Below are 22900 nucleotides of genomic sequence, written 5' to 3' on the forward strand. Positions count from 1 at the left end.
CATAAACATATTAACCAAGGGTCTCCGTCAGTGTCAACACTGTTGCGAATTTGGGTGCGGCGAGGAGGGTATTCCGTGCTCTTGATCCCGCTGCTTGGCCAGTTCAGGCGCTCGCGGACTCGTTCATTGGCCTACCAGGAACTGTTATTGCATGTGCGCGCGCCGCGGACCTTTGATCCGGCCGGCACCTTGGCGATTCATGCCATGTTCTCTAGGCATGGTGTTCCTTTCAGATGAAGTACTCGCTAAAGGAGGGGTGTCAACGATGGACCCGCACGCTCACACCCGTCCGTGGGGCAGGGAGGGACGAACGGTGCAGGCGATGACTGTAACTGGGAGAATTGCTCGTGGCTGTGGAAGAGGTAATAGATCTTCTGCGGCTCTACAAGTAGATTTGCCATCGCATGGCAGGTGGCCACGTTCGACAGAAACCGAACGAGCGCTGGAGGTGGCGGACGTACGTCTGAGTACAGGAAGGACGGCCGTTGAGAACCTGTTTCAGGTTGTCGACATGCATAGGGGCGTAAGTTCCGCGGATCGGCGGCAAATTGATGCTCACAGGTGAATGGGGGATTCTGTGCAGCTGGTGGCTTATCTAAATGGTGAGCGGATCGACGCAACGCAGGTGGCCCATGAGCAATGGCGCGCGCTCGTGGACGACCGCAATTATGCGAGCCTGGTGCTAATCGAGTGTGGGCTACGCGCCAGCCGGGTTACGCTACGTGGGCTGCAATTCTTCAGGCACCACCGTGATGTGGCCTGCTCCATCGAGCACAAAGCCGAGTCGGAGCAGCACCTAACAATGAAGCGGGCGCTGAAAGACAAGATAAACGCGGCTGCTGGCTGGCACGCCGAGGTTGAGCATGCCCATCCGGAGCGGGCATGGATCGCTGATGTCATGTCCATCCATATCAGCGGCAAGCGACTCGCGTTCGAGGTACAACTATCGCCGCTGAGCGAAGACGAGTACATTCGCCGATCACAGCGATACGCAGACGACTGTGTTGGTGTGGTGTGGATCGTTCCCGACAACCTCGACTGGTTTCGCATTCAGATGCCGATGATCGTGACGGGATTCGGCAAAACCAGCGCCCTGCCCGAGCCGCCCGAATTGCTTATGGACCTGGCCCACTTCCAGCCGGTGTTCGGCAAAAGGGCATCCGTGGGCGCAGCACTGGACGCTATTCTGGCCCCTTCCTTCCGCTGGCCCTATGGAACACCAGAGCACCAATTGGATGAGATCTCGAAGCTGGAGGAGATAAGGGCAAAGGCTGCGGCTGAACACCAAGACAGGCAAGCACGGCTGGCCGAAGAGAAGGGCCTGGACGAGGAGAAGGCCAAGCTTCAAGCCGAAGAACTTGCGGCCAGGTTCATCGCGTCCGCCGCAACTCCGGCCATTAGTGCGGCGGGACCGGTCCGCGCTGCGAACCGCATTTGGGCCACCGAAGTCCGCTGCCTGAAGGCCGGCCATCCCATGCTGATCTGGCGGCTGACGGAACCACCCCCGAAGAGAACGTCCGACGGCCCGATGTGGCGGCCTACGATGGAGAACTTCGACAACGTGCGTGCTCATGTCGATACATGGTTGGCCGTTGCCGGGAGCAGCCTGGCTAAAGCGAAGGTCTTTCGGGTGGGTGGCTGGCCGGTACACCGGACGTTCGTGTGCCCCGAATGCAACCAACTTATTCAGGGCCGATGGGTGTCCGCGCTCCCACCGGCAAAGTGGACGCTCATCGCAGAAACAAGCGTTTCCACCGCCTGGGCCCGCGACGTGCCTTATCGGAAGACGCCCGCTCAAACGACCCACACTCAAGAGAAAGCACCAGCGCAACGGCCGCCCGTGAAGGTCGAAGAGAGTGACTGGAGATTCATTGGCCCACGCCGCAAACCGAACTGGATTACCGAGGCGGGTAGCGAGGAACTGCCTTATTTTCTGGTTGCCAAGAAGGCCCATGCAGAAAGAATGGAGCAGCTCAGAGCTAGCCCCCGATACCGCGTTAGCCCTAACGGATTCCGATTCGAGTGCGCAGACTGCGGAGGAGAGTTCGAGGACGAGAAGGAGGGCATCCACGCTGATGGGGGATGTCTCATTCTTGGCGCCCGTGGATTGGGCGGGCGGTGACTACGGAACATGGAAGCCTCTGGCCGTCAATGTCTGCCAGCCCCCGTAGAGTCATCCCATGATCAACGAAAATGAACCCTTGCCCGAAGACATTTTCGCAAAGCTGCCCGGTTCCGCTGCTGTGATGAGCCACGCGGTGTTCGTGGATAGTGACCGTTGGAAGCGCGCGCTTACCGCTCGCGGGTTGCCGCCAGCCGAGGGGAAGCTCGGCAACGCAAAGCGTATATCGGTGACCCGCAAGGAAGTATTCGACCTTGGGGATCAGGCTCCGACAGTCGCGAACGCTTTCCAGTTGTTCTTTTACTCTCTGGCTTGGGGCTTGGGCACGCGCGCGCCCCGGCTTCATCAGCGGCTAGACGGACTATCCGCCGAACAGGAAAAAGCCGGGAAGCTTCTTGTGACAGCTTGGACTTTGGTTAGGAATGGAGCCCCTACCGGCGAGGCATACGGCACCTTGACAACCAATCGAGGCGCGGGACGAATCCCATGGTTTGGACCAGCATTCTCCACCAAATTCCTCTACTTCGCCCAGGGCAGTACCGCGCATCCACGCCACGTGATTCTGGATCAAGTTGTGTCAAATAATCTGCGGCAGGACGCGTGGCCACAAGCGCCGAAGGCAGGATGGTGGCCAGAGACCTACGAAAGGTATTCCGGCTTGCTGGGTCGCTGGGCCGGTCAAGCAGGCGAACGGCTTGAGGGCACACGCCTGGTCCGAGCCGATGAGATTGAACTGACCCTCTTCCGGCGGCATCGGTCGAACGGATAGAGCGCTGATGGAGCCGAAGACAAAGAAAAAAGTTGCCCTCCTTTTCAGCAGTGCACTGTCCAGCACAAAACTCCGGAGGGCAACCCCGCGCACAGCCGACCGGTCGGCCAGCAGGGCCACGATTCCCAGCTTGTGGTTGATGCATGGATAGAGCTGAAGACAGCGAACTGGAAGGACAGGCTTCGATTAATGAACTACTTGATGAACCTGTGGGCGTCGCATTCATTCAGATGGTCCTACCACTTCATATCCAGCTCTCGGAGGGCAAAATCCGGCGTTTATGAGCACTATCCTGCCGAGTAGCTTGAGGACATGAACAATGAAGCTGAGCCAATCAGTATGACTGTCTACCCGAAACCAGACGGAACGTGGTAGGTGCTAAGAGGTAGGTTTGGTCGCCTTCCACGCCCGCCTTTGAGATTGATGAACACAGCGCGCTCGAGAACAACGGGGGAATGACGCAGCCAGAACTCATCTTCGAAGCACGATAGGACACAGGTAGATTGGGGCCACGAAGAACGCCCGGCACGAGATGCACCGGGCACTCTTGTCAGCCCATGTCGTCCGGCGGGACATCGCCAACGGATACGAATGTGGCTATGTACTCGAAGTCATACAGCGACGGGAGTTGGATCAGCTCGCCGGTGAACTTGTCCGCGAGCACCGGCCCAGCTCCGCAGTACAGAAAACTAAGGTCTCTGCCGATGGTCCATTCCCGATCTCCGTCGACGATCAGCCAGTGCTGTGCGCTCTCGAAGCCGTAGTCAGCGATCATGTACGTTCCCGCGCCGTCGCCCCTACCCAGGTCAAGCCGCGCCCGCGCGACGATTTGGCGGGCGTCCTCGAAGCTGACCTTTGGCTGCACAGTTTCGGCTGAACTCAGAAGCTGCCCATTACTGCCATGACAGCGTCTCCCAGCACCGAGCCCAGGGCGTCGCCCGCAGCGCCCACACCAATGCTGTGTAGTGTCTGTAGGAAGCCCTTGAGCTTGTTCGTATCGGGAACTGGACGGTCGACCTCCGCTTGGATTTCCGCGACGACCTGAGTCAGTTTAGAGTCGTTTTCGGCGTCCAGTTCCAGCAGCGGACGAGCTTGCTGAAATGAATCGACGATCTTCTTGATCTTGTTTACGGTCTCTTGCGAGATGCCCACAGACTGATTGACGTAGTTGCTGTTGGCCGCAATGTTGACGCCGGTTGATCCGTGAACAGTGACATTGGTGTTGTTCGCCAGCGTTTGGGAGCGGTTCAGATACGACTGGACATCAGCGGAGTAACTGTCGGCGCAGTCGATACCATCAGAGGTCAATGAAGGACGCAAAATCTCACCACCCCATGCTGCGTATCCCTTGACCAGTTCCTTGTCTTGGAGGTAATCCGCTGCGGCACTCAGCTCGTCTTGCGTATAGGAGACGCCAAAGAAGGACGCGCGGGGGTCATCGACGAAGTCGGACAGGCCGGATGGTTCTCCTACGCTGCTGAGCCAATCAACAATGCCGTTGCGTAGGGCAAGGCGTCGTTTCCCGGCATTTGTGCTTGCTGTTGCAATTTCCCGCGCCTTCGCCGTAGCGGCACCGGTGGCAAAGACGCTGTTCATCGAGGGAACGTTTGCCCGGTCGATATCGTCAGCGAGCCCCGAAGCCCAAAATTCCTTCAAGATGCCGTAGAGCAGATCCTCATCAGCGTCCAGTTCCTGTGCCGCATCCTGCAGGCTCTTACCGCTGCTAGTCGGCTTCACAGACCAAACCAACAACCTGTATGCAAGCACGTCTTCCTTAGCCGCTGACCAACCCTGTTGTTGTAGCACCTGACCCCCTTGATTTGTTCGAACGGTTCACACAACACATTAATGCGAGCCGCCGACATTCTGTTGTTCGAAGAGTTCTACACATAGAGGGAAGAATCGGGTCATACAGACCCCTAGAGCGCTCGCAGTCATCGGGTACATGCGCGTTTCAACGTCGAAACAAGATGTGAGCCCAGAGATGCCACAGGCACTTGAAGCAGCGCGGCACGGCTGACCCCTGATCATCTATCTCGAGAATGCCGCGTCAGCCAAGAACCTGAAGAATCGCCCGGCGCTCGCTGAAGCTGGGGCGCTTCGATGCCCTGGCAGTCTCGAAGCTCGACCGGTCGAGCATCGGGGATCAGGTCCTAGACCACCAGGCAGGTACAGCGGCCTCGTCCGACGGTTAGTCGCGTCGGATTTGAAGCCTGCCCAGCGGGTTGGCGTCACCGAATATTTGCCCGGTGTGGTCCGGTCACGGGCACATTGATTTCATGGCCCTGTGAGCGCAGGTACACCACATGGCTGGCTGTTTCGGAGACCGCCAGGCGCAGCGAGAATGACCGCAGGGACTCCCAGCCCCGTGACCACGTCAAGTGGCGGGCAACGTCCCATACGGTGTCGGGATGGTTCCGATTCAGCACGCCGAGGACTTCGGCGGAGCGTTCCCGGTGGTGCTGGATCAGCTGTGCGGCCCGCCGTTGCATGCCGATAAATCGGTATTCGTGCGCAGGGCAAACCTCCATCTCGTCCTCGAATGCGATCAGGTCCAGGGACTTGTAGTAGTCCGCCAGCGGATTGGGTGGACCGGGCAGCTCCAGCGATATGTGGGGAGAGATGCGCGGCAGGACATGGTCCCCGCTGAATATCAGGCCATGAGGCTCATCCACCAAACAGATATGCCCCGGCGAATGTCCGGGAGTGGTGATCACCCGCATCTCTAGCCCTTTGATGGGCACGAGGCTACGGTCGCTGAGTCGTAGGTCTGGATCTGCGAGGTTCTTCACATGCACCAGGCTTGTGCTGTCCATGGCCACCTCAGCTAGCCGGTCAGCCGGCACGCCCCACAACGTAAGTTCCTCGCTGTGGGCCCGCAGGAAACGATCAGGGTCATCGTAAGCGGCGAGCCGGTGCACTTCGTGCTCGCCCAGAGCAACCCAGGCACCGGAGACGTTACGCAGACGGGCAGCCATCCCCAGATGGTCCGAGTGAAAATGGGTTACCACAATGCCCGTCAGATCCGAGAGCCCAAGGCCCGCCTGCCGCAGACCGGCCGTCAGATGCTCCATGCCGACATCACTGTCCCAGCCCGGATCGATCAGAACCGCCTCACCGTCGCCCAAGAGCAGGTAACTGAGGGTGTAGCGCATGGGATTGTCGGGGAATGGAACAGGGACGGACCACACATTCATGTTGAGTTGCTCCACGGGTGGCAGCACTTTGTTCTGCCACGCTTCCTTCTGGGCGTGACCCGTGACGGCAATCTGTGGCAGACTCATCAGTTCCTCTCGAGGACTCAAAAAATACAAAGACACGGACGGAACCGACTCAGTTTAGTCAGTTCGGAGGTGAACATAACTGGCTCGCAGCACTGACGGTCTCATTAAGGAAAAACTCCCTAGTCTTCGGTCAGATCATCGCCCCTGCCGTCATATGCGCGGGACACGCCTCCGTCGGCGTGTCCATTCTTCCGCGGTATGGATAGTGAATTCCCGTTGAACCTCCAAACCGCATCGTCCTGGCCTTGCCATGGCAACTCTCGCCGGACCGGCCAGGACCTCGCGAGTCATTTTGGTCAAAGAGGCTGAATGGAAGTGCAGGGTGAACGGCGCGTTGGCGGGCCCTATAGGCGGATCATAACTGACTTGAGCTCGGTGAACGCATCTAGCGACTGTGCGCCGAGTTCGCGGCCATGGCCTGACTGCTTGAATCCGCCGAACGGGAAGGTCAAATCCAACTCGCCGTGAGTGTTGATCCATACGACTCCAGCGCGGAGTCGCCGCGCCAGGGTGTGGGCACTGGATACGTCGCGCGTAGCGACCGCGGCCGCCAGCCCGTACGGCGTGTCATTGGCGATTCGTACAGCTTCATCCACATCGCTGAACGGGATGAGCGCTGCCACCGGGCCGAAGATCTCCTCCCGTGCGATCCGCATACCGTTGTTCACGCCTTCAAACAAGGTAGGCTCCACGAAGTAGCCACGGCTGTTGACCGGTTCGCCGCCACTGGCGATCCGACCGCCCTCATCCTGGCCGGTCGTCACATAGCCAGTCACCCGGTCAAACTGCTGCTTGGACACGACGGGACCAAGTGTGGTGCCGTCATCAAATGGATCACCGATCTGATAGGCGGACATCGCCTTGATGAGAGCTTCTGCGAACTCGTCATGCACGCTGTCCTGAACCAGAATGCGTGTTCCTGCCACGCAGACCTGGCCGGACATCGCACAGAACCCGCTCGCAGCGTTGCGCGCCGCCAATTCGATGTCCGCGTCGGCCAAGACGATGTGCGGTGACTTCCCGCCGAGTTCCAGAGTGACACGCTTCAGATTTCCTACCGAGGCTCCGAGGATTTTCTTGCCTGTCTCGGTCGAGCCTGTGAAGGACACCTTGTCGATGTCCGGATGGGCTGCGATCGCAGTCCCGGCCCGCTCACCGAGCCCGGTCACGACATTCATCACGCCAGGCGGCAGGTCGCATTCGCCCAGGATCTCGGCAAACCTCAGCGCCGTCAGTGATGTCTGCTCTGCAGGCTTGAGGATGACTGTGTTCCCTGTGGCGAGCGCTGGTGCGATCTTCCATGATGCCATCACCAGTGGGCCGTTCCACGGGACGATTCCAGCGCAGACGCCCAGGGCCTCGCGCACGGAGTAGCAGTGCACGGAGTCGCTGACAGGATTGACAGTGCCCAGGATCTTGGTTGGCCACCCAGAGTAGTAGCGGAATGTGAGGGCGGTGCTGGCAACCATGCCACGAGTGATGCTGATCGGTATGCCGCCGTCCAGAGATTCCAGCTGTGCCAATTCCTCGGCATGGGCCTCGATCGCTTCAGCCATGTCTAGCAGTACTTGGCTCCGCGCATGTGGGTTAAGGTCGCGCCAAGTCGATTCCTCGAACGCGCGGCGAGCTGCCGCCACGGCCAAATCGACGTCCTCGGAGTCCGCAGCGGCTATCTCGGCGATCGTCTCCCCATTGGCCGGATTGATTGTTGTGAACGTACGACATGATTTGGCGGCCACCCATTCGCCGCCGATCAGCATCGGCTTTGCGCCTGGTCCATCAACAAAGTCGATCTTCGGCGGCGCGGCGACCTCGAAGTTTCTCATCATGTGCTCTCCTATTGTCTTGTGACGGTCGACAAACTTATTTTGGGGTGAGACCGATCATTGAGCGATTTCAACCCACCCAGGTTTAACGCCGCCTGCTCGCCGGCAGCCAAGCCGGCGAGCAGGCGGCGGTGGCGTTAGCCGTTCTTGGTTCCCGGGATGGCCTTGATCTGGATCGGAGCGTCGCCCGTTGCGGACACCAGCTCGTTGCCTGTGACCTTGACCATGTAGGTGCAGTTGCCTGGGAATTGTTGTTGCGTGTCCCCAAAAGTCGAGTAGTTGACGGGGCACGTCAGGCCACCATGGGTATCATGGGTGACCTTGCGCAGCGCGGAGACGAAACCGGCGGGGGATGTGTCATTTTCCTTCGCCGCGGCGATTAGGCCCGTGACCGCCGTATCGGCGGTGAACCAGCCCCACTCATGGCTGACGGAGGGGTACGGTTTTGACCAACCGGCATATGTCCTGAGCGCGTCCATCATCCGCGTGACCCCAGGGGTTTTCAATGAGGCGGGTGTGTACCCGGCTGCCATGTACAGACCCTGGGCAGCAGCGAGGCCTGCCGGGTCGTCCAGAAGCTCCTGGCCATAGCCGCCTTGGACGAATGAGGCCTTGAGTTCAACTCCAGCGCCCTTGAGGGCTGTGAACAGCGAAAGGCTGTCAGCGACCTGCATTTGAGTACCGACCACGTCGCACTGGGCATTCTTGATCGAGAGCGCCATGGTGCTGAAGTTGGCCGATCCAGGGTCGAAGCTGAAGTCCACAAAAGGCGTGGGCATTCCGGCCGCCTGCACCGAACCGCTCATGGCCTTTCCGTTGGCGATTGTCGACGGAAAGTTGTAGCCGACCCCGCAGTACGTCGTTCCGCCTTTGCTCTTAAAGAATTCCGGGAGACCTTGATAATTTGGAAAATTGTTGTCGGAGCTACCAAACGTTGCAAAAATTGTCTTGTTATTTGGGTCTGCGCACTCAGGGCCGTCGATGCAGTCACCCACGACGGCAATTTTATTCTGCACTGCATAGCGGTACGAGCCGTAGAAGAACGCGCCGGCTGCAAGAACGATGTCGGCGTGGTCTTGCTCGTGGAGCCGTTGGAGCGCCGCAAGGGAAGTCTGCGGGCTGGTCCCCTCGTCCTCACTGACCAGTTTCAGAGTCACACCTGGTATCTCATGACTGGCATTGGCCAGCTCGATGCGTGCCTTGGCTGCATCGATGGTCTTTTGGCCGAAAGATGACGCTGCCGGGCCGGTCAGTGGCGTCATGATTCCAAGAGTAATTGTGGTCCCGCCGCCGCTGTCGGAGGCGGAAGTCGAGCCACAAGCCGCGAGCGTGCTTGCGGCCAGCAGCGCGGTGACCGCCCCCGTCAGCATTTTTAGTTTGGTCATAAGTACAGAGCCTTTCCTTGGCGTGGACGCCCTCAGTGCACGACGTCGTGTGATGTTGCGATGCCTACCACCTGCTTTTGAGGCTCCGTCATTGAGCCCCACTCTGCGCGTTACCTCCGGACCTCGTTGTTTATTGACAGCTCAACTAACATCCCGAACCACGAACCGCGTCCTTGACTGCGGCTAGCGTCGATCGCCAAAAGCCACCATTAGCTCTTTGCGCGTCAAGTTGGATGGCACGGTCACTACCATGTGAATGACGTCACTTGTGCATACACTATTACAGACATCGTGACCGACGTCACGAAGTATTTCTCAAGCGATCGGGTCATCCCGACGAGGAAAGGTGACAGAAGATGCCAACACAGACTCGAGCCGCAGTGTGCTGGGAAGTCGGCCGTCCGTGGGAGATCGAGGACTGCACGCTAGCCGACCCGCGGCAAGGCGAGGTGCTCGTTAAGCTGGAGTTCGCAGGCCTTTGCCATAGCGACGATCACAACATCACGGGAGACTTCCCGGCCGCGCTGCCGGTCGTTGGCGGCCACGAAGGTGCCGGAGTCGTTGTCGCGGTCGGGGAGGGCGTTGACCGGGTCCAAGTCGGCGACTCGGTCATGCTCCTTCCCCTGCCTTCGTGCGGGAAGTGCCGCTATTGCGCCGAGGGGCGCAGCTACATCTGCGACGCAAATCTGGATGTGATGACGGGCGCCCGCGCTGATGGCTCGTTCGCGTTCACCTCTGCAGACGGCCAGCCGATCGGTGCATATGGGCAGCTCGGAACATTCTCGGACTACACGCTCGTGCAGCAGATCCGAGTCCAGCGCTACGAACGAGACATCCCAGGGCCTGTCGCTGCCATCACGAGCTGTGCCGTCATCACCGGCTATGGCTCCGCGGTGCGCGCAGCGGGCATCCGGGACGGCGACACCGTCGTTGTGGTCGGCGTCGGGGGAGTCGGGATGAGCGCCGTGATCGGTGCAAAAATTTCCGGTGCTGCGCATGTGGTCGCAGTCGACCCTGTGCCATTCAAACGGGAACAAGCGCTGAAGCTCGGGGCGACGCATGCGGCTGCTGACATCGAAGAGGCTATGGGTATCGTTTCGACCCTCACAAGGAACAGAATGGCCGAGGCGGCAATAATCACCGTTGGTGTCCTTCACGGCGACATGATCGGCCCAATCACGCGTCTGGTGAGCAAGGGTGGCAATGTGGTTGTGACCTCCGTCTCTCCGCTCGGTGAGGAGACAGTGTCGATTCCTTTGGTCGAGTTCGCCATGTCGGCGAAGAATCTGATTGGGGTGGTCATGGGCCTCACCCGACCCACGGCAGATATCGACCGGATTCACGCGTTATACCGTGCCGGCAGGATCCCGCTGGATGACTTGGTGACCCAAACGTACAAACTCGAGGACATTAATGTCGGCTACGAGGACATGCACAAGGGCCTAAACCTCCGCGGCGTGATCCAATTCTGAGGCGGACGTGATGCGGGCGGGGCACAATGTGCCTCCGCCCGCATCACGTCATCCAAACCGAGAAAACCATTGGTCCGAGCGGTGTCGATCCTGAACGGCGAGTGCCGTCGAGCCTCTTCGCCCGCTACATCAACTCGGCCGGGGAATGTTTGATCCGACGTGAGATCAGTCCTTCCAGGCCTCGATGACTCTATCGAACTTGGCGCGATTCAACCCCGCATACCCGAGGCGCCACTCGGGCCATGGGCATGCCCGGACACTTCGCGGGATGGCCATTTGGTGCCCTAAAAAACTTCGTGACGTCATTCGATATGTCTGCCATACTGCATCCATAAATGTGGCCAAATGCTATGGATCACGCGCATCCATGTTGGCCGTCGAGGAGTGAACAATGACGTTGATGATCGACTATGACCGCTGTCAGGGACACGGACGGTGCTCCCTGATTAGCCCCCAGCTGTTCGACCTGACCCCCGACGACGGCCTGGGTGTCGTCCTCATCCCAGAACCAGGTTCCCAGTTCGCGCAGATTGTGGCTCAGGCCGTAGGGAACTGCCCCGAGCAGGCGATCAGCTACGTGGAGAGGAGCTCATCATGATGGGTTCGTCGGATCCGTCGGCGATGCCGGTCGAAGAGCTCACACCGCACTTCGATTTGTTCGAGCCTTCACACAGCTTGCGTCTGTGGGAGGTCCTCGACTTCGCGCGCACGTCCTGCCCCGTAGTCAAGACGGACGCGGATGACGGCTACCACATCGTCACGCGCTACGACGACCTACGCGCCGTGTTGACAGACGCCGAGACCTACAGCTCAGCGGAGGCGGGCCTGCGCGGCACGCCGATCCCGATGCCGCCTTTGACGGAGGACCCGCCGAACCACATTGAGTTCCGGCGGGCGCTGAACCCCTACCTCATGCGAACTTTCCTCGCCCGCTACGAGGAAGATATTCGCCGCCACGCAAGCGAGCTGCTCGACAAGCTCGTCCCCCGCGGCCGATTTGAGTTCATGACCGAGTTCGCAGTCCCGTTCACGACAGGCAACCTCGCCAGAGTGATCCTCGATGACGACAATGAGGTCCGTCTACAACGCGCAATCGACCTCGCCACAGAGATCAGCAGCTACGGCTGGAATGAAGCCTTCTTCGAGCTGGCAAGTCTTGCGCAGGAACTCCTTGAGGAGCGGCTGGCCTCCGGCAGCGAACGGGACGACATTGTCAACGCTATCCTGCGGGCCACGGTGCACGGACGTCCATTGACGATGGAGGAACGGGTTGGGGCGACAACCATTCTGTTCACAGGGGGACTCGACACCACGAAGGCCGCCCTCGGCAACATCGCCCGGCACATCGCTGACGACCCATCCCTTGAGTCACGGGTGCGCGACCCCGAGTGGATCAAGGACGATCTGGACGAGTTCCTACGCCTGGACTCGCCGATCGCCTTCATGGCCCGCACCGTTACCAAAGAGACGGAGCTGAATGGATGCCCCCTGAAACCGGGTGACAGGGTTGCGGTGCACTACGCATCGGCCAATCGGGACCCATCGCGGTTCGCGCACCCGGCGGAGCTGGACTTCGAGCGTGAGCGCAATCCACATGCGGCATTCGGCCTGGGTCCGCATCGCTGCATAGGGCTGCATTTCGCCCGGCTGCAGATCGAGATCGGCTTTCAGGAGCTATACAAGAGAGTCACCCGAATCCGTATCCCAGAGGGTGAGACTGTACACACGGCGACAGGCGTGGTGCAGTCGCATGAGTACCTACCGATTGAGTTCGACGCAGTCCAGATGGACCAGGCCGTCGCCAGCTAGACCGAAGCTACCTAGAGCAAGACGCCGAAATCCCTGTGTGGACGGGAATCCGGCGTTTTGCTGGATGGATTAGGGCTACTGTTGGCGGGCGACAGTGTGCTGGTCAGTGAGTCCTGGGACTGAGCCTGGGTGGGTGGGTGGCCGGGCGAGTAGCGGTAACAGACCCCTATTTGGTTTCATCGAGAGTCAACGCGCAAACGTCGCCGGGGACGGCGCATTCGGACGCAAACAATGCTTCGAATTATCCATAACTATCCTATCTTTCAGATAAGTATGGATGGAGGGGGATTCATGAGTCTGAATGCCCTGCATCCCTGTTCTGCCGCTACTGAGTGGCGTTGATCGTTCTCATCCCTTGGCCAACGTCGAGTCGAGGGCCGGCGTGCGCGACGTCCAAGAGCCCGCTATTTGCGCTGGCGTGCATTGGCCTGCTTACAAGGTGCAGCGACCAGCCTTCGCCGTTCAGTCCGTCAAGCGGTCGCCGCCCGTGTGATGAGCGCCGGTCAAGTGCGGACGAGGGTTCTGAGGAGTCTGAGCAGAACGGAAATTGAGGCTAAGTCCACAGGGCCGGCCCCTGTGACTTCGGCGGACATGTCCTTGATCCGAGCTAGCTGTTCTTGGCGTCCGCGTTCCCATGCCAGGACGCGCTCGAGGGAGTCTGCGCGTCCTAACTCGCCGCTAGAAGTGCTCCGCAAGACGGAGATGGCCATGTCAGCCGCGACTGAGTACACATCGGCGCGCAGCGCGGCCCGAGCGAGTGCGTCCCAGCGGCTCCCGCGGGGAAGATCGGTGATCCTCAGAAACAATTTTAGGGCGCCGATGCGCTCGAGCACGGTGGAGTACAAATCGGCAATCCTCTCGAGGGGCTCATCGATCTGTTCTGCGATTAGGGAGATATCCAACAAATGGACGCTCATGGCAATGCCGACTCCGCTGCGCGCCAGATCGGACGGAATCCCTATGGCTTCCCAGCGTGCCTGCAGGTCCTGTGCTAAGTCGATGTCATCGGCCCGCAGGTAAACGAGGCTTCTATTCCCCAAAAGGTCCATGGTGGGCATTATCCTGCTCAGGGCCTTTTCTACCGGTTGGTCCCTATGATCGTGGCTCATGTACCAGCGCGTCGCCCGATCCAGAATTCTTCGTACATACAATGCCAATTCCGCGCCATGATCGGACGGAACGGCTGGAGGAAGCTCGGCGATCCTGCCTGCGACCCGCTGGAGACCAAAGGCCTCGCGTATCACCATGAAGGCCCTTGCGAGGGCGGCCGCGCTCCCGGCGGTTTCCTCTATGGCCCGGAAGGCGAAGGTGATTCCGCCCTGGTTGATGATGTCGTTGGCGAGCACGGTGCTGATAATCTGCCGGCGGAGCGGATGTGATTGGAGCTCAGTTCCGAAGCGGTCTACGATGCGGGACGGGAAGTAGCCGCGAAGGACTTGATTGAACCAGGGATCGTCGGTGACGTCGCTGTCGTTCAGTTCCTTGGCCAGTGCGATCTTGGCGTATGCAGCCAGCACCGACAGTTCTGGAGAGGTGAGTCCCTGGCCTGTCTGCAGGCGTTCATGGAGCTGGTCGGTGGTGGGCAATGCTTCAAGAGCACGGTCAAGGCCGGCGGCTTTTTCCAGCCAGTCCATTGTCCGTTCGAAGCCCGGGCTCCAGTTCAGGACGAGCTGGCGGTCGTTAACGAGCAGGGTGTTCTGGTCGCGGTTGTTCTTCAGCACCAGGCGCGCGACGTCGTCGCTGAGGGAATGGAGGAAGTCTGTGCGCTCGCTGGCGGCCATCCTGCCTGTCGCGATCATGCTGTCGATGAAGATCTTGATGTTGACTTCGTGGTCGGAGCAGTCCACTCCAGCTGAGTTGTCGGTGGCGTCCGTGTTCAGCATGACCCCGTTCAGTGCGGCTTCCACCCTGCCTCGCTGGGTCACGCCGAGGTTTCCGCCCTCGACTATGATCCTTGTCCGGAGTTCGTTTCCGTTGATGCGGATCCAGTCGTTGGCTTTGTCGCCCACCTCGGGGTTGGTCTCGGAGGAGGACTTGATGTAGGTTCCGATTCCACCGTTGTAGATAAGGTCCACTGGTGCCCGGAGGGCTGCCCGGATGAGCTCGGGCGGGCTCATTACCGTCGTGCTCGGCGGCAGCCCCAGTGCCAGTTGGGCTTGCGGGCTGATGGGAATCGATTTGGCTGTGCGCGGATGCACCCCGCCACCGGGGCTGATGAGCGCGGGGTTGTAGTCGGCCCAGGACGAGCCCGGCAATTTGAAGAGGCGGCGTCGCTCCTCAAGGGAGGCCGCTCCATCGGGTGCGGGGTCTAGGAATATGTGTCGATGATCAAATGCGGCTACGAGTTGGACGTGTTCTGAGAGCAGCATGCCGTTGCCGAATACGTCCCCGCTCATGTCGCCGATGCCTACCACCGTGAAGTCTTCGTTCCGGCAGTCGAATCCGAGGTCGTGGAAATGCTGAATCGCGGACGCCCAGGCGCCCCGAGCCGTGATGCCCATCCGCTTGTGGTCGTAGCCCACTGAACCGCCCGATGCGAATGCGTCGCCCAGCCAGAAGCCGTACTCGCTGGCCACTTCGTTGGCGATGTCCGAGAACGCGGCGGTGCCCTTGTCGGCGGCCGCCACAAGGTAATAGTCATCGTCGTCATGACATACCACTTGCGCGGGGGGAACGACGCGTCCTTCATGGCCCCGGGCACCACGATCGTCAGAGGACCCTGCGACGTCCGGCAATGCCAGATTGTCCGTTACATCCAGCAGCCCGCGGAGAAAGTCCTTGTAGCTCGCTATGGCCTCGGCGAGCCACGCGGGGCGGCCGGCGTCCGGATCTGGAAGCCGTTTGGGGTAGAAACCACCCTTCGCGCCGGTCGGGACGATCACTGAGTTCTTGATGATCTGGGCTTTGGCGAGCCCGAGAACTTCGGTGCGAAAATCCTCGCGCCGGTCCGACCATCTCAGGCCTCCGCGGGCTGCGGGCCCGAAGCGAAGGTGTACGCCCTCCACGCGAGGCGAATAGACCCAGATCTCGAATTTCGGCCGCGGGTAGGGTGCACCAGGAAGGTGGGAAGGCTGGAGTTTGAAGCTTAGGTATGGCCGGTCGCGGTAGAAGTTGGTTCTTGTTGTGGCCTCGATGAGGTTCAAGAAGGTTCGCAGCAGGCGGTCCGAATCCAATGAGGTGACGGCGTCGATCGCCTCGGAAGCCTCCGAGCGGGCGGCCGCTGTATCCCGGAGTCGTTCGGCGATTCCAAGCCCCGGGCGGAACTTTGCCTGGAACAAGCCCAGCAGCGCGCGGGCAGCCCGAGCGTTGTTCAGGAAAGTATCGGCGATGAAGTCATAGGAGTTTGTGGTCCCCAGTTGTTGGAGATACTTGGCGTAAGCGCGGAGGATCGCGACCTGCTGCCATTCAAGGTTCTCTTGCAGGACCATGGCGTCGAAGCGGTCTGATTCCGTGTCACCGCGCATGGCTGCTCCGAAAGCATCTGCGAGCAGGGAGCTAGTTCGAACGGGGTCCACACCAAGCGGATACCTCACGCCCAGGTCATACAAGAACAGGGGCCTGTCCGTACCACGCAGGATGTCGAACGGTCGCTGGTTCTGCACTTCAAGGCCTAGATTGTGGAGGTACGGCAGGATCTGCGTAAGGCTCTGGGGGCTTGTGAGGTAGAGCCGGATCCGCAAGTCAGCGCCCGAGGCCAGCCTGCGGGCAGATTCCGGCCGCGTTGTTAGAGTCAGCATGGGATCATCGAGGGGGCGTCCGCCGGTTCCGTCCAGATTGAACATCTCGAATCGTTCGATGTCCTCTATTGCGTCCTCAAGGGCGACATCCGCGCGATAGCTGGCAGGAAATGCTGCTGACCAAAGAGAGAATAGCCGGGCGGCTTGTGCGGTGGGAAAGTGGCTCCGGAGTGCCTCATCCAGTCCCTCGGTCCAAGTTCGCGTGGCGATGATGAGGCTACGTTCAAGTACAGACGGATCGATGGTGCCGGGCCCTAGTCCTGCCGGCAGGAGGATCCGGAAGAAAACACGGGCCATCGGCGAATCGCTCAGCCAGACGTCGAACTCAAGGGTTGGAGCGTTAAAAGCGTCCTTGAGTTCCTGCGCTAGGCGAAGGCGCACTGCGGTGCTGTAACGGTGGCGGGGAAGGAATATAAGGGCCGATGCGAAGCGGCCATAGTCGTCGGTACGCAGGAACAGCCGTGTCTGTCGGCGTTCCTGAAGCCGCAGGATCTCCGTCGTGAGTCGGGTCAGATCGTCAACGTCGACCTGAAAAAGCTCATCGAGGGGAAATGACTCAAGGACGGCCAGCAATTCAGTGCCCCGACGTGATTCTGCGATGAAACCGAGGCGCCTACGCACGGCGGCGACCTTTTCCCGGATCATTGGTATCTGACCCACGGATTGGGCTGCCGCTCCTGGAGCGAACAAACCGACAAAGCGCTGTTCACCCGCCACGGCCCCGCTGTCGTCGAAGATCTTGATGCGGATCTCATCCAGATATGAGGGCCGCTCTACTGTGGACCGAAGGTCGGACGTGGAAATCGTCAGGATCTCGCTGGTTCTGAAAGTCGGTTCGTCTGTGTCATTGGACGGAGTGTGCGCATGCAGAAGACCCAGCTCCGTCCCCGCCCTCAGCCGAAAGACGTCAGAGCCTCCCGCGGTTTTGAGCTCGTGTTCGCAGTAGCCGAGGAGCGTGAAGTTTCCGCTCTCAAGCCAAAGCAGGAAGTTCCTGAGCTGCTCGGAGGAAGGCAGGTACCCGCTGGGTAACCGGTCCAGTGACGCGATGGCGATAACCATCTGGGCGTGTACCTCACGTGCGTCCTCTGCAACAGTGCGAACGTCGGTGAGGACCCTCTGCAGGCCCGCTACGAGATCCTCGGCGCGGGACGAATCGGTTAGTCCGCTAATCTCCACGGCGATCCAAATCTCCGCGGTGCCTTCCATAGCCGCCGCGGGCTCGGGCGCATCGTGCTCCGTCAATGCGGCGGCGCTTCCGGCGTTGAAACGTGTGCGCTGCGGCCCATGACGGAGCTCGATGATCTCATGGCTTGCCGGATCGCGATGAACTTCGAACGTGGGGTGGACGACGAGTCGGATCGACATGCCTTCTCGGATGAGCTCTGCGGTGACCGAGCGCACCATGTGTGGCATGTCATCGGCCACCACGAACAGCATCGCGGTAGTGCGCTCATTGACCACTGCGACCGTGAACGTTCTAGGTGGTCGGACCGCGGCCAGACGGAGGTGTTCACGCGCGCGGAACTCAAGCGTTTCTACGCTGTGGTCGTGGATGTCATCTGCGGCCACATGCTCGTAATAGGCGGTGAAGAATTCTTCGTCAGTCGGTGACGGCCCTCCTGCGAATGAGTCCGACGGTGTGGATTCGTGTGGCATACCCTTTCACCTCCAGCGCGCGGAACCACTCCGACTGGCTATACGGGACGGCTCCTCGCGCTTTTCTTCATGATGGCCATCTCCGCGCTCGCAGTCCAGAGGCCTCAATGACGGATTTCGGATGCTTTCGGCAGACCCTAGCCGTTCTCACGGATTCCGACCGGGCATTTCGAAATGTTCAAGTAACTTGATCAAGCTTCTTGTACAGTTGGGGGATGACGCACGACCTACTGGCGGACCAACTTATGACAGGCTCCTTTTTCGAGGCGCTGATCCCGCTGCTGCGGAGACGGAATGCCGAACGAACGCTTTCCCCGGGCAAGCTGGGAGTGTTGCGACATTTGGCGGAGCAAGGGCGGGCGACGACGTCGGAGCTGGCCGCGATCATTCAGGTCAGCCCGCAAGCAATTTCGCTTGCAGCGCGTGAACTTGAACGTCTACAGCTCGTCATGCGTGTGCCTGATGCAGAGGACCGGCGCCGGATTTGGATCGAGATCACCGAGGTCGGCCGGCAGAAGCTGGCCCAGGAGTTGGCGGCCGGTGAGGGGTGGCTTGATCAGGCAATCAGGGAGAAGCTGACCAAGGATGAGCGGGAGACTCTCCATGCGGCCATCGTCATCCTCTGGAAACTCGGATTGGAAGTATCCGTTGACTGAACCGCGAGCGCGCCTGGTACCGGCTCTGGTCTACGCGGCGCTCTCCACCTCAGTCGTGAGCTCGCTAGGCATGCTGTTGGTGCCCACAATTTCCCGCGAGATGGATGTTTCGGTGGGTACGGCGCAGTGGATGCTGACTATCAACCTCCTGGTCGGCGCGATCGCGACGCCCGTCATGGGTCGTCTGGCCGATGGACCTCACAAGAAGCGGCTTCTGCTTTGGGCGCTGTCGATAATCCTCATCGGGTCCATCATCGCCGCGGTGGCACCAAATTTCACGGTGTTCCTGATAGGGCGTGCACTGCAGGGGCTGACTTACGGGATCGTTGCAGTGACAATCGCCTTGGCCCGCCGATATGTCGCTGCTGACAAGGTGCGGTTCTCTATTTCAAGCCTGTCCGTGACAGTATCAACCGGTTTGGGGATCGGATACCCCTTGACCGGCATCATCGCGGGAGTGTTCGACTTCCGGTTCGCTTTCTGGTTCGGCGCTTTGTTCGTGGTCACCGCCATCATTGTGGTCTTCCGAGTCGTTCCGGCAGGACCTGATGAACGTGCCCCGCGCGCACGACTGGATTATGCCGGTGCAGGCCTGCTCGGTCTTGGCCTTGGGGCTTTGCTCCTGGGTATCAGTGAAGGGCCGAACTGGGGGTGGGGCTCTCCTTGGATCATCGCCACGTTCGTTTTCGCTGCAGCCGTTCTAACAGCTTGGGTGGGGGTTGAGCTGCGGACGCGGCATCCGCTGGTCAACCTTCGGGTCCTTCGGAACGGAGATGTGCTTCTGGCAAACGGCACGGGTATGGGGCTCGGGGCCGCGATGTATATAGGAATCTCGATCTCCGGTCTGGTCGCCCAGGCCCCGGATTCCACGGGATATGGCGTCGCGCTGCCATTGTTTTGGGCCGGTTTTGTGATGTTCCCGCTGTCCGTAGGAAGCTTCACGGCGAACCGTTTGGTGCGCCGATTATCGCGCCGGATAGGTCTGACCACTCTGCTGCCGATAGGCGCTGGCATGGTGATGGCAGCCGGAATACTCCTTTGGTTTGCCCATGCTGAGCTTTGGGAGATCCTTCTCGGAATGCTAGTGATGGGGCTGGGTATGGGGACAATCAATGCCGCCATGCCGGCGCTGATCGCTCGTAGCGTCGCTACCGAGGATCTCGGTAGTTCGGTGGGCTTCAATCAAGTCCTCCGCACTGTGGGAAGCTCGTTCGGCACCGCTGTTTCGGGCGCCGTGCTCGCAGCAAACATCGCGCCGGATTTTCGACCGACCGGTGCCGGAATCACCACGACGCTCGGGATCGGCGCAGTCCTGTGCGCGGCGGTGTTCCTCACCTTGATCATCCACATCCTGACGACGAATTCCCGCTCGGTAGCCGCCGGCCGGACTGATGCCCGAGTAGGTTGAACCCTGTACAGGGCCGCAGGCGAGGGCGCCGATAGTGCATCTCAGCCAGCTGTTCCGCCCCACGGGTTCAGGCCGCCCAGAGCATCCTCAGCGGATCCCTCATGCATCGTCAAAAGCATGGACAGGAGGGCGAGTGCGGAAGGGCAAATCGTTTCTCATACGGCCCCGGGGGGCCTCGCATTCTTTGTCCGGCTAGCCAAGGAACGGGCGACGCTTAGCCTGGCATTGGCAGCAAATTTGCGGGGGTCGTGCCCCATGCCCTGTCCTTCAGCGGACTACAGGCCCAGCACCACCTCCATGGCTGGAGGTTTCAACGGGCGGACTTGGCTAAGGCCACGGATCGCGCCGCGGACAACGTCCTAATGCGGCGTTCGGTCAAGTCTGCGGGCAGAATCAGTCCCGCGGCGACTGTCAGAGCCAGGAGCATGAGAATGCTGCCAGCAGTGAGCGCGGCGCTGACCTCCGCCGTCAGGTGCTCCTTAACTGGTCCAGAAGGGACGGTAGCCGCAGCCGCGACCGCGATGCCAAGCCCTAGACAGGTGCCCACTTGGTGGAACGTGTTTACCAGGCCGGACGCGGCGCCCGCGTCGGACACTGGCGCATCGACGATGCCGAACGAGGTAAGAGGGGCAAAGGCCAAGCCTTGCCCGGCTCCAATAAGGACCATTGGCAATGCGACGTCCGTCCAGTACTCGGCCTCGATCCCGACGCGGCTCAGCCAGAACATCCCGGCAAGGGTCAGTAGAATCCCGGCCAAGAGAGCAACCGAGCTCGGCAACTGCTTTATGAGACCCGGGAGGCATATTGCCACAGTGAAGTTCACTGCAGTCATGGGAAGGAACCCTAATCCGGCCTGGAGCGGGTCGAAGCCAAGTGCTTCTTGCATGAACTGGGTGGTGAAAAAGAAGAATCCGATCATAGCGCCCAGGTAGAGGAAGCGCGCCACGTAGGCGCCGGTTCGGCGGCGGCTCCGGAACAGGCTCAGCGGCATGATGGGCTGGGAAGCCCTGCGTTCGGACAGCACGAAGACGATCAGGAGCACGACGCCGGCGCTGACGGTTGTGAGCGTAACCGGCGACTGCCAGCCTGCTTCAGCGGTGTTGATGATCCCGAACACGACTGCGCCCACACCGAGGGTCGCGCTAAGCGCTCCGAACACGTCGAAGCGACCGCTGGCCCGTCCCGTCTCGGAGAGGAACCGGGGAGCTAGGACGACCATCGCAGCGCCGATGGGCACGTTGACGAAGAAACCTGCTCGCCAAGAGACCCAGTGGGCCAGCGCCCCGCCGATGACCAAGCCAAGGCTGGCGCCGATCCCCGCAGTCGCACCATACAAAGCTACGGCCCGGGTCCGCTCACGGCCTTCGGGAAAGCTCGCGGTCAGTAGGGACAGCGAAGCAGGTGCCACGATCGCCGCTCCGATACCTTGGATCGCCCTCCCGGCGATTGCCCACCAGCCTGTAGGGGCCAATCCGATCAGCAAGGACGCGATCGAGAACACCACTAGACCGAACACGAATACGCGCCGCCTTCCGAGCAAGTCACCAGCCCGGGCGCCGAGAAGGAGGAGACCCCCGAGGGTTAGCGTATAAGCGTCTTGAACCCAGGAAAGTTCACCGGTGCTGAGCTGCAGATCTGCCTGAAGGCTCGGCAGCGCAGTGAAGATGACTGAAGTGTCCAGCAGGATCATGAAGTAACTGGCAAGGATTATCGCCACAATCGCGGTCGGATTTACAGTCGTTGTCGGTGTACTTTCCATGGTTTCAATGCAAGCGTGATTTCTTAGGGGCTGGGAGTCACTATCGTTCCGGGTACTGCCATCCCCTCCCTCGAACATCAGCCGACACGTACCGTGGATGTCATGACACATAGCGACGACGTGCGGAGGTTTCTGACCTCCCGCCGAGCCAGAATCACGCCTCAAGAGGCAGGACTGCCCGTCTACGGTGGCAACCGCCGTGTCACCGGCCTACGTCGCGAAGAAGTCGCGATGCTCGCCGGGATGAGCGTTGACTACTACGTCCGCCTAGAGCGCGGAAACCTCTCCGGCGCCTCCGACGGCGTCATCGAGGCACTCGCCCGGGCATTGAAGCTAGACGACGCCGAAACGGCCCATCTTTTCGACCTTACCCTCGCAGCCACAGCTTCCCCGCGAGTGCGGCGCAAGCGCAGCCCCCGGGCATTGCGGCCAAGCGTGCAACGGGTCATCGATGCGATCACGGCCGCGGCCTGGGTGCGTAACGACCGCGGGGATGTCTTGGCCGCCAACGAACTCGGCCGAGCCCTTTACCTGGATCTAATGGCTGAACGAACCATCCCGCCGAATACCGCAAGGTTCACCTTCCTGAACCCGAAAGCGCAGGAGTTCTTCGCCGATTGGGAACGCAGCGCGGACGACATCGTCGCCGTTTTGCGGTCCACAGCCGGAGAAAACCCCTACGATAAAGACCTCACAGACCTAGTCGGTGAACTCTCAACGCGCAGCGAGGAGTTCCGCATCCGGTGGGCTCGGCACGATGTGAAGCTCCACCGGAACGGCCGGAAGCGGCTCAATCACCCAATCGTCGGGGACCTGGAGCTAGGCTTCGAGGCACTAGAACTACCCGGTGACCAAGGACTGCGTATCAACGTATACATGGCGGACCCGGGAACGCCGTCAGAAGATGCGCTGAAAGTCTTGGCCAGTTGGGCAGCGACCCAGCGCGAGATCACGGCGACCCTAAAGGAGAAGCAATGAACCGCTCGTCCTTCTACGGGTATCTAGCGGATGTTATCT

At 60.4% G+C, this 22900-nt stretch carries 15 protein-coding genes; 8 read left to right on the forward strand and 7 right to left on the reverse strand.

Annotated features, from left to right (window positions below):
* Nucleotides 1–577 precede the first annotated feature (577 nt).
* Together GVL04_RS06725 and GVL04_RS06730 are read left to right on the forward strand one after the other, a co-directional pair.
* The gene (locus GVL04_RS06725) at nucleotides 578–2122 is read left to right on the forward strand and encodes a competence protein CoiA (RefSeq protein WP_159701477.1); all 1545 of its coding nucleotides are present in this window, start codon (nucleotides 578–580) and stop codon (nucleotides 2120–2122) included.
* A gap of 58 nt (nucleotides 2123–2180) precedes the next feature.
* Entirely contained in the window at nucleotides 2181–2891 is a 711-nt protein-coding gene (locus GVL04_RS06730; protein ID WP_159701480.1) for a hypothetical protein, read from the forward strand.
* Between the two features lie 550 nt (nucleotides 2892–3441).
* Here GVL04_RS06730 and GVL04_RS06735 read toward each other — a convergent pair.
* The 5 genes from GVL04_RS06735 to GVL04_RS06755 form a co-directional block, all read right to left on the reverse strand.
* Entirely contained in the window at nucleotides 3442–3756 is a 315-nt protein-coding gene (locus tag GVL04_RS06735; protein WP_159701483.1) for a hypothetical protein, read from the reverse strand.
* A gap of 14 nt (nucleotides 3757–3770) precedes the next feature.
* On the reverse strand, nucleotides 3771–4628 hold the full coding sequence (locus GVL04_RS06740; RefSeq protein ID WP_159701486.1) for a hypothetical protein: 858 nt from the start codon (nucleotides 4626–4628) through the stop codon (nucleotides 3771–3773).
* Nucleotides 4629–5122: 494 nt separating this feature from the next.
* On the reverse strand, nucleotides 5123–6175 hold the full coding sequence (locus GVL04_RS06745) for an MBL fold metallo-hydrolase (protein WP_235036201.1): 1053 nt from the start codon (nucleotides 6173–6175) through the stop codon (nucleotides 5123–5125).
* Nucleotides 6176–6519: 344 nt separating this feature from the next.
* On the reverse strand, nucleotides 6520–8004 hold the full coding sequence (locus GVL04_RS06750; protein WP_159701489.1) for an aldehyde dehydrogenase: 1485 nt from the start codon (nucleotides 8002–8004) through the stop codon (nucleotides 6520–6522).
* Between the two features lie 134 nt (nucleotides 8005–8138).
* Nucleotides 8139–9386: an ABC transporter substrate-binding protein gene (locus GVL04_RS06755; RefSeq protein WP_159701492.1), complete on the reverse strand. Its 1248-nt coding sequence runs from the start codon at nucleotides 9384–9386 to the stop codon at nucleotides 8139–8141.
* Nucleotides 9387–9742: 356 nt separating this feature from the next.
* Here GVL04_RS06755 and GVL04_RS06760 point away from each other — a divergent pair, with 356 nt between their 5' ends.
* The 3 genes from GVL04_RS06760 to GVL04_RS06770 all read left to right on the forward strand — a co-directional run bounded on the left by GVL04_RS06760 (nucleotide 9743) and on the right by GVL04_RS06770 (nucleotide 12667).
* Complete coding sequence (locus GVL04_RS06760) at nucleotides 9743–10858, forward strand: NDMA-dependent alcohol dehydrogenase (RefSeq protein WP_159701495.1); 1116 nt, start codon at nucleotides 9743–9745, stop codon at nucleotides 10856–10858.
* 391 nt (nucleotides 10859–11249) lie between these two features.
* Complete coding sequence (locus tag GVL04_RS06765) at nucleotides 11250–11456, forward strand: ferredoxin (protein WP_159701498.1); 207 nt, start codon at nucleotides 11250–11252, stop codon at nucleotides 11454–11456.
* Nucleotides 11453–12667 (forward strand): cytochrome P450, encoded by a 1215-nt coding sequence (locus GVL04_RS06770; RefSeq protein ID WP_159701518.1) that lies wholly within the window; start codon nucleotides 11453–11455, stop codon nucleotides 12665–12667. The genes GVL04_RS06765 and GVL04_RS06770 overlap by 4 nt, the downstream gene beginning before the upstream one ends.
* Nucleotides 12668–13170: 503 nt before the next feature.
* On the opposite strand, the gene GVL04_RS06775 is transcribed toward GVL04_RS06770, so the two are convergent.
* Nucleotides 13171–18060 (reverse strand): NAD-glutamate dehydrogenase, encoded by a 4890-nt coding sequence (locus GVL04_RS06775; protein ID WP_159701521.1) that lies wholly within the window; start codon nucleotides 18058–18060, stop codon nucleotides 13171–13173.
* A gap of 245 nt (nucleotides 18061–18305) precedes the next feature.
* On the opposite strand from GVL04_RS06775, the gene GVL04_RS06780 reads away from it, so the two are divergent.
* Nucleotides 18306–18716 (forward strand): MarR family winged helix-turn-helix transcriptional regulator, encoded by a 411-nt coding sequence (locus GVL04_RS06780; protein ID WP_159701524.1) that lies wholly within the window; start codon nucleotides 18306–18308, stop codon nucleotides 18714–18716.
* Nucleotides 18709–20124 (forward strand): MFS transporter, encoded by a 1416-nt coding sequence (locus GVL04_RS06785; RefSeq protein ID WP_200846767.1) that lies wholly within the window; start codon nucleotides 18709–18711, stop codon nucleotides 20122–20124. Before GVL04_RS06780 ends, GVL04_RS06785 begins: the two co-directional genes overlap by 8 nt.
* A gap of 310 nt (nucleotides 20125–20434) precedes the next feature.
* Here the strand turns inward: GVL04_RS06785 and GVL04_RS06790 are convergent, their stop codons facing one another.
* Nucleotides 20435–21883: an MFS transporter gene (locus tag GVL04_RS06790; RefSeq protein WP_159701530.1), complete on the reverse strand. Its 1449-nt coding sequence runs from the start codon at nucleotides 21881–21883 to the stop codon at nucleotides 20435–20437.
* A 102-nt stretch (nucleotides 21884–21985) separates the two neighbouring features.
* Here GVL04_RS06790 and GVL04_RS06795 point away from each other — a divergent pair, with 102 nt between their 5' ends.
* Entirely contained in the window at nucleotides 21986–22861 is an 876-nt protein-coding gene (locus tag GVL04_RS06795; protein ID WP_159701533.1) for a helix-turn-helix transcriptional regulator, read from the forward strand.
* Nucleotides 22862–22900: the final 39 nt, after the last annotated feature.

Source organism: Arthrobacter sp. 18067 (assembly GCF_902706295.1).
Taxonomy (GTDB): Bacteria; Actinomycetota; Actinomycetes; order Actinomycetales; family Micrococcaceae; genus Arthrobacter.

Excerpts from the sequence above, each read along its gene's own strand:
- GVL04_RS06745 (WP_235036201.1), bottom strand. The coding sequence starts at position 6,175 with ATGAGTCTGCCACAGATTGCCGTCACGGGTCACGCCCAGAAGGAAGCG.
- GVL04_RS06780 (WP_159701524.1), top strand. The coding sequence starts at position 18,306 with ATGACAGGCTCCTTTTTCGAGGCGCTGATCCCGCTGCTGCGGAGACGG.
- GVL04_RS06760 (WP_159701495.1), top strand. The coding sequence starts at position 9,743 with ATGCCAACACAGACTCGAGCCGCAGTGTGCTGGGAAGTCGGCCGTCCG.
- GVL04_RS06730 (WP_159701480.1), top strand. The coding sequence starts at position 2,181 with ATGATCAACGAAAATGAACCCTTGCCCGAAGACATTTTCGCAAAGCTG.
- GVL04_RS06775 (WP_159701521.1), bottom strand. The coding sequence starts at position 18,060 with ATGCCACACGAATCCACACCGTCGGACTCATTCGCAGGAGGGCCGTCA.
- GVL04_RS06750 (WP_159701489.1), bottom strand. The coding sequence starts at position 8,004 with ATGATGAGAAACTTCGAGGTCGCCGCGCCGCCGAAGATCGACTTTGTT.
- GVL04_RS06755 (WP_159701492.1), bottom strand. The coding sequence starts at position 9,386 with ATGACCAAACTAAAAATGCTGACGGGGGCGGTCACCGCGCTGCTGGCC.
- GVL04_RS06790 (WP_159701530.1), bottom strand. The coding sequence starts at position 21,883 with ATGGAAAGTACACCGACAACGACTGTAAATCCGACCGCGATTGTGGCG.
- GVL04_RS06795 (WP_159701533.1), top strand. The coding sequence starts at position 21,986 with ATGACACATAGCGACGACGTGCGGAGGTTTCTGACCTCCCGCCGAGCC.
- GVL04_RS06765 (WP_159701498.1), top strand. The coding sequence starts at position 11,250 with ATGACGTTGATGATCGACTATGACCGCTGTCAGGGACACGGACGGTGC.
- GVL04_RS06770 (WP_159701518.1), top strand. The coding sequence starts at position 11,453 with ATGATGGGTTCGTCGGATCCGTCGGCGATGCCGGTCGAAGAGCTCACA.